A 5,499-nucleotide genomic window follows, 5' to 3' on the forward strand; every position below is an offset into this window, starting at 1 on the left:
TGGTGAAGGCGCCGATCTCGATCCTGTCGGTGCAGTCGATGATGTGCGACTTCGTGATCGCGGCGTGCTCGCCGAGCACGAGCACCGGATCGCGCTGCGTTCGGTGCCTGAAGTGCCCGCCCGCGAGCGCATGCCCGGTGATCCAGTTGGAGCGCTCGATGATGGAGTGCGCGCCGCACTCCAGCCGTTCCAGATGGATGGCGACGTTCAGGTGGCCGATGTAGGCGCCTTCCCCCATGACCAGCCGGCCCGGAAAGATGTAGGACAGGCCGATGCGCGCGCCGTCCGCGATCTGGTAGCCCCAGAAGCGGCGCAGCACCCAGCGCTTCAGCACCCAGGGAAGGAACACCACCCCGAGAGACAGCGCCTTTCTCACGGCTGCTGCCCGCGTTGTTCGATCGCGCGCCGGTAGGCGGCCACGTTGCCGGCGGCCATCTGCGCCGGGGCGTAGAGCCCGGCGTTGGCGAGACCCTGGCGGCGCATCTCTTCCAGGCGGGGCGCCGCGCGCTCGATCGCGGCGGCCATGGCGGCGGGATCCTTGGGGTCCATGTAGACGGCGCCGTTCCCGCCGATCTCGTTCATCGGCGCGAGATCGGAGGTGAACACCGGGCAGCCGCACGCCTGCGCCTCGATCACCGGCCACCCGAAGCCTTCCTGAAGCGAAGGAAAGAGCAAGGCCGTCGCGCTGGCGTAGACCGCGCGCAGCGCCTGGTGAGAGAGGCCTTGCACCGCCGTGATGCGGTCAGCGACGCCATGCTGGCGCGCCAGCTCGACCAGATCGGGCCCGGGCTCGGGCCCGACGAAGACCAGCCGCTCGACCATGGCGGGCCTGCCCTCGGCGGCCGCGCGCTGCCGCAGCGCGATGAAGGTCTCGAGCACCCTGCGGCGGTTCTTGCGGGGCAGCTCCAGGCCGACGTGGAGCAGGTAGGGTTCCCCGGCAGGGATCCCCAGGCGTGCGACCAGCGGCTGCGCCTCTTCGGGCGGTACCGGAGAAAAATCGTCGTTCAGTCCGTGGCGTGCGGTCGTCACCCTCGACGCCCGGACCACGTCCAGGGCGATCAGTTCGCGCCGGGTCAGGTCCGAAGCGCAGGCCACCACGTCGGCGCGCGCCAGTCCCTTGACGATCAGGCGCTGGAACAGCCGGCCGCTCCAGCCGACGTTCCAGCCCTCGACCATCCCCTGGGCGGCCTGCACCGCGATCACGTCGTGGCAACTGATGACATTGGGCCTGCTGTCGACCCATGGGATGTACATCGCGTTGGAATGGTCGGTCACGTGGACGACATCGGCCCAGCGCGCATGGCGCGCCAGCGAGGGGATGAAGAGAATGAACTTGTCGATGTAGCCGAACCACTTGCGCCAGCGCCCCGAGCCGGCGAAGCGCTGCACGCGCGGGGGCGGGGCGACCACGCGCACCTCGCAGCCGAGGCGCGGAAGCTCGCGTTCGAGCACACGCCGGAAGGCGAGCATGCTGGTCTGGGCGTCGGGTTCGTAGTTCGCGACGAGAAGCACTTTCATCGTTCGGGGGGGTCGCTGGCGTCGCGAGCTGTCATCCTGTAAGAAAAAGGGTTGCGGGATTATGTTCGACCGTTGACCGCATCGGCGCCGACAGTCACGCGGGCAATCGGACTCTTTGTGACATATAGCCCCCATACTGGCAAGCACATTGCAGACGGGCGTTCCCGCCTTACCCTCGGGGCCATGCAAGCCTACCGTGCCTCCCTTTTGCGATTCGACGCCGCCGGCCAGCCGGTTTTCGACTCCGACGGCCTATTGGTCGTCGGCCCCGACGCCCAGGGTCGCCAGCGGGTGCTGGACGCCGGCGCCTTCGCCGACGTCGCGGCCCGCCACCCCGCCGTGCCCGTCACCCACTGGCCGGGACGGATCCTGGCACCGGGTTTCGTCGACATGCACATCCATTTTCCGCAGACCGACATCATCGGCGCGCCCGCCGACGGACTGCTGCCCTGGCTCGAGAACTACACCTTCCCGGCCGAGAGCCGGTTCGCCGATCCGGTCCATTCGGCCGAGGTGGCGGAGGTGTTCTTCGACGAACTGCTGCGCAACGGCGTCACCACCTCGCTGACCTTCGCGACCTCGCACCCGCAGTCGGTCCAGGCCTTCTTCGAGGCGGCCCGGCGGCGCCAGCTGCGCATGATCACCGGCAAGGTGCTGCAGGATCGCCATTCGCCGGACGGCGTGCGCGACGAGACCGAACAAAGCCTGATCGACACCGAGGCGCTGATCCGCCAATGGCACCACCAGGACCGCCTGGGCTACGCCATCACCCCGCGCTTCGCCCCCACCAGCAGCGATGCGCAACTGCGCGGTGCGGGCGAGCTGGCGGCGAAATATCCCGACACCTGGATTCATTCGCACGTGGCCGAGAACAAGGACGAGATCAAGTGGGCGCGCGAGCTGTTTCCGAAGGCCCGTTCGTACCTCGACGTCTACGCGGGCTTCGGCCTGATGCGCGAGCGTGCCGTCTACGCCCACTGCATCCATTTCGACGACGACGACCGGCGCCTGATGCGCGAGACCGGCACCGCCTCGGCCGTCAGCCCGACCAGCAACCTGTTCCTCGGCAGCGGCTTCTTCGACTTCGAGGGCGCCGACCGCATCGGCTACCCCTACGGCCTGGCCAGCGACGTCGGCGGCGGCACCAGCTTCAGTCCGTTCGCGACCATGCTGGCCGCCTACTACGTCGGCCGCGAGGGCCAGACCAAGCCCGGCGTCAGCATCGCGCCGTCGCAGCTCTGGTGGCGCCACACGGGCGGCGCGGCGCGTGCGCTGGGCCTCGACGGCGTCATCGGCAACCTGCAGCCGGGCTGCGAGGCCGACTTCCTGGTGATCGACCCGAAGGCGACGCCGCTGCTGGCACGCAAGACGGCGCTGGCGAACAGCCTCGAGGAACTGCTGTTCTCGCTGATCGTGCTGGGCGACGACCGGCTGATCGAGCGCACGGTGATTTCCCAAGCCTTGCCGGGCTGAGCGGACCCAGGGGGCGCCGCTGCCTAGAATAGCGGCCCCTAGGAAGGACCCCGACATGAGCATCAAGAGCGACAAGTGGATCCGGCGCATGGCCGAGAAGAACGGCATGATCGAGCCCTTCGAGCCGGGCCAGATCCGCGAGCAGGACGGCCACAAGATCATCAGCTACGGCACCTCGAGCTACGGCTACGACATCCGCTGCGCGCCCGAGTTCAAGGTCTTCACCAACATCCACAGCACCGTGGTCGACCCGAAGAACTTCGACGAGAAGAGCTTCGTCGACTTCCACGGCGACAGCTGCATCATCCCGCCCAACAGCTTCGCGCTGGCGCGCACGGTCGAGTACTTCCGCATCCCGCGCAACGTGCTGACCATCTGCCTGGGCAAGAGCACCTATGCGCGCTGCGGCATCATCGTCAACGTCACGCCCTTCGAGCCCGAGTGGGAAGGCTATGTCACGCTGGAATTCAGCAACACCACGCCGCTGCCGGCCAAGATCTACGCGGGCGAGGGTTGCGCCCAGGTGCTGTTCTTCGAGAGCGACGAGGTCTGCGAGGTGAGCTACAAGGACCGCGGCGGCAAGTACCAGGGCCAGCGCGGCGTCACCCTTCCGAAAGCCTGAGCACGAGGGTCTTGGCGAGCGCGTACCATTCCGCGATGGCCGGCTGGCAGGCCGCAAGGAGCGCGACATGAGATGGGAAGGCAACGAACAATCCGACAACGTCGAAGACCGCCGTGAAGGCGGTGGCGGGGGCGGCCTGCCGATCGGCGGGCGCGGAATCGGCATCGGTACCATCGCGGTGGCCTTGATCGCCGGCTGGGTCTTCGGCATCAATCCGCTGACCGTGCTGGGCCTGCTGAGCGGCGGCGAACCGGCACCGCAGGTGCAGCAGCAGGGGCCGGCCCACAAGCCGCCGCCCGAGGATCGCGAGGCCGCCTTCGTCTCGACCGTGCTGAAGAACACCGAGGTGGTCTGGAGCGAGCTCTTTCGCCAGAACGGCGGCAGCTATGCGCCCGCGCGGCTGGTGCTGTTCCGCGGCGCCACGCCGACCGCCTGCGGCACCGGGCAGTCGGCCATGGGGCCCTTCTACTGCCCCGGCGACCAGAAGGTCTACATCGACCTGGGCTTTTTCGACACGCTCAAGAACCAGCTCGGTGCGCCCGGCGTGTTTGCGCAGGCCTACGTCATTGCCCACGAAATCGGCCACCACGTGCAGGACGAACTCGGCATCACCGGCAAGGTCGACCAGATGCGCGGTCGCCTGAGCCCGGCCCAGAACAATGCCATGAGCGTGCGCGTCGAACTGCAGGCCGACTGCCTGGCCGGCGTCTGGGCCCACCACTCGCAGCAGTCCAAGCAGTGGCTGGATCCCGGAGACATCGAAGCGGCCATGAATGCCGCCCAGAAGATCGGTGACGATGCCCTGCAGCGCTCCGCCGGCCGTGCCGTGGTGCCCGACAGCTTCACCCACGGCACCAGCGCCCAGCGCCAGCGCTGGTTCGGTGCCGGCTACAAGTCCGGCAACATGCAGGATTGCGACACTTTCGCCTCCAAGGCTCTCTAGGGCTGTTCACACTGTTTTCGGGGCGGCAAAAGCGGCAGTTACCGTGCTGTCACAGGCGTTTTTCGCCAAAGTGCGACAATCGAGGGCTTCATGACAAGCTCCTTCTCCAATCTTTCCCTGGCCGAACCCCTCGCGCGCGCCGTCGCCGAGATGGGCTACGAGACAATGACGCCGATCCAGGAACAGGCCATTCCGGTGGTTCTGTCGGGCCAGGACGTGATGGGTGCGGCGCAGACCGGCACCGGCAAGACGGCGGCGTTCTCGCTGCCGCTGCTGCAGCGGATGCTCAAGCATGAGAACACCTCCACGTCGCCCGCGCGCCATCCGGTGCGCGCGCTGGTGCTGCTGCCCACGCGCGAACTGGCCGACCAGGTCGCCCAGCAGGTCAAGCTCTACGCCAAATACACGAACCTGCGCAGCACGGTGGTGTTCGGCGGCATCGACATGAAGCCCCAGACCCTCGAGCTCAAGAAGGGCGTCGAGGTGCTGGTCGCCACGCCGGGCCGGCTGCTCGACCACATCGAGGCCAAGAACGCGGTGCTCAACCAGGTCGAGTACGTGGTGCTCGACGAGGCCGACCGCATGCTCGACATCGGCTTCCTGCCCGACCTCCAGCGCATCCTGTCCTACCTGCCCAAGCAGCGCACCACGCTGCTGTTCTCGGCCACCTTCTCGCCCGAGATCAAGCGCCTGGCGAGCAGCTACCTGCAGAACCCGGTCACGATCGAAGTGGCGCGGCCGAACGAGACGGCCTCCACGGTCGAGCAGCATTTCTACAGCGTCAGCGATGACGACAAGCGCCGCGCGCTCAAGCAGATCGTGCGTCAGCGCGGCATCACGCAGGCCTTCGTCTTCGTCAACAGCAAGCTGGGCTGCGCCCGGCTGGCACGCTCGCTCGAGCGCGAAGGCCTCAAGACCACGGCGCTGCACGGCGACAAGAGCC

Annotated in this window: 6 protein-coding genes; 4 read left to right on the forward strand and 2 right to left on the reverse strand. The window is 67.6% G+C overall.

Annotated elements, in window-relative coordinates:
* Both AC1D2K_RS28725 and AC1D2K_RS28730 read right to left on the reverse strand, forming a co-directional pair.
* A partial coding sequence (locus tag AC1D2K_RS28725; protein WP_478093056.1) for an LbetaH domain-containing protein occupies positions 1-376 on the reverse strand: 376 nt, incomplete at its 3' end.
* Positions 373-1,518 (reverse strand): glycosyltransferase family 4 protein, encoded by a 1,146-nt coding sequence (locus tag AC1D2K_RS28730; RefSeq protein ID WP_478093058.1) that lies wholly within the window; start codon positions 1,516-1,518, stop codon positions 373-375. The genes AC1D2K_RS28730 and AC1D2K_RS28725, both read right to left, overlap by 4 nt.
* Before the next feature lie 183 nt (positions 1,519-1,701).
* On the opposite strand from AC1D2K_RS28730, the gene guaD reads away from it, so the two are divergent.
* The 4 genes from guaD to AC1D2K_RS28750 form a co-directional block, all read left to right on the forward strand.
* Entirely contained in the window at positions 1,702-2,991 is a 1,290-nt protein-coding gene (gene guaD / locus AC1D2K_RS28735) for a guanine deaminase (protein WP_478093060.1), read from the forward strand.
* 55 nt (positions 2,992-3,046) lie between these two features.
* On the forward strand, positions 3,047-3,613 hold the full coding sequence (dcd, locus tag AC1D2K_RS28740) for a dCTP deaminase (protein ID WP_286371529.1): 567 nt from the start codon (positions 3,047-3,049) through the stop codon (positions 3,611-3,613).
* Between the two features lie 67 nt (positions 3,614-3,680).
* Complete coding sequence (gene ypfJ, locus AC1D2K_RS28745; RefSeq protein ID WP_478093062.1) at positions 3,681-4,556, forward strand: KPN_02809 family neutral zinc metallopeptidase; 876 nt, start codon at positions 3,681-3,683, stop codon at positions 4,554-4,556.
* Between the two features lie 90 nt (positions 4,557-4,646).
* The coding region (locus AC1D2K_RS28750; RefSeq protein WP_478093064.1) for a DEAD/DEAH box helicase at positions 4,647-5,499 on the forward strand (853 nt) is incomplete at its 3' end.

Source organism: Variovorax sp. P1_H12_2 (assembly GCF_056405335.1).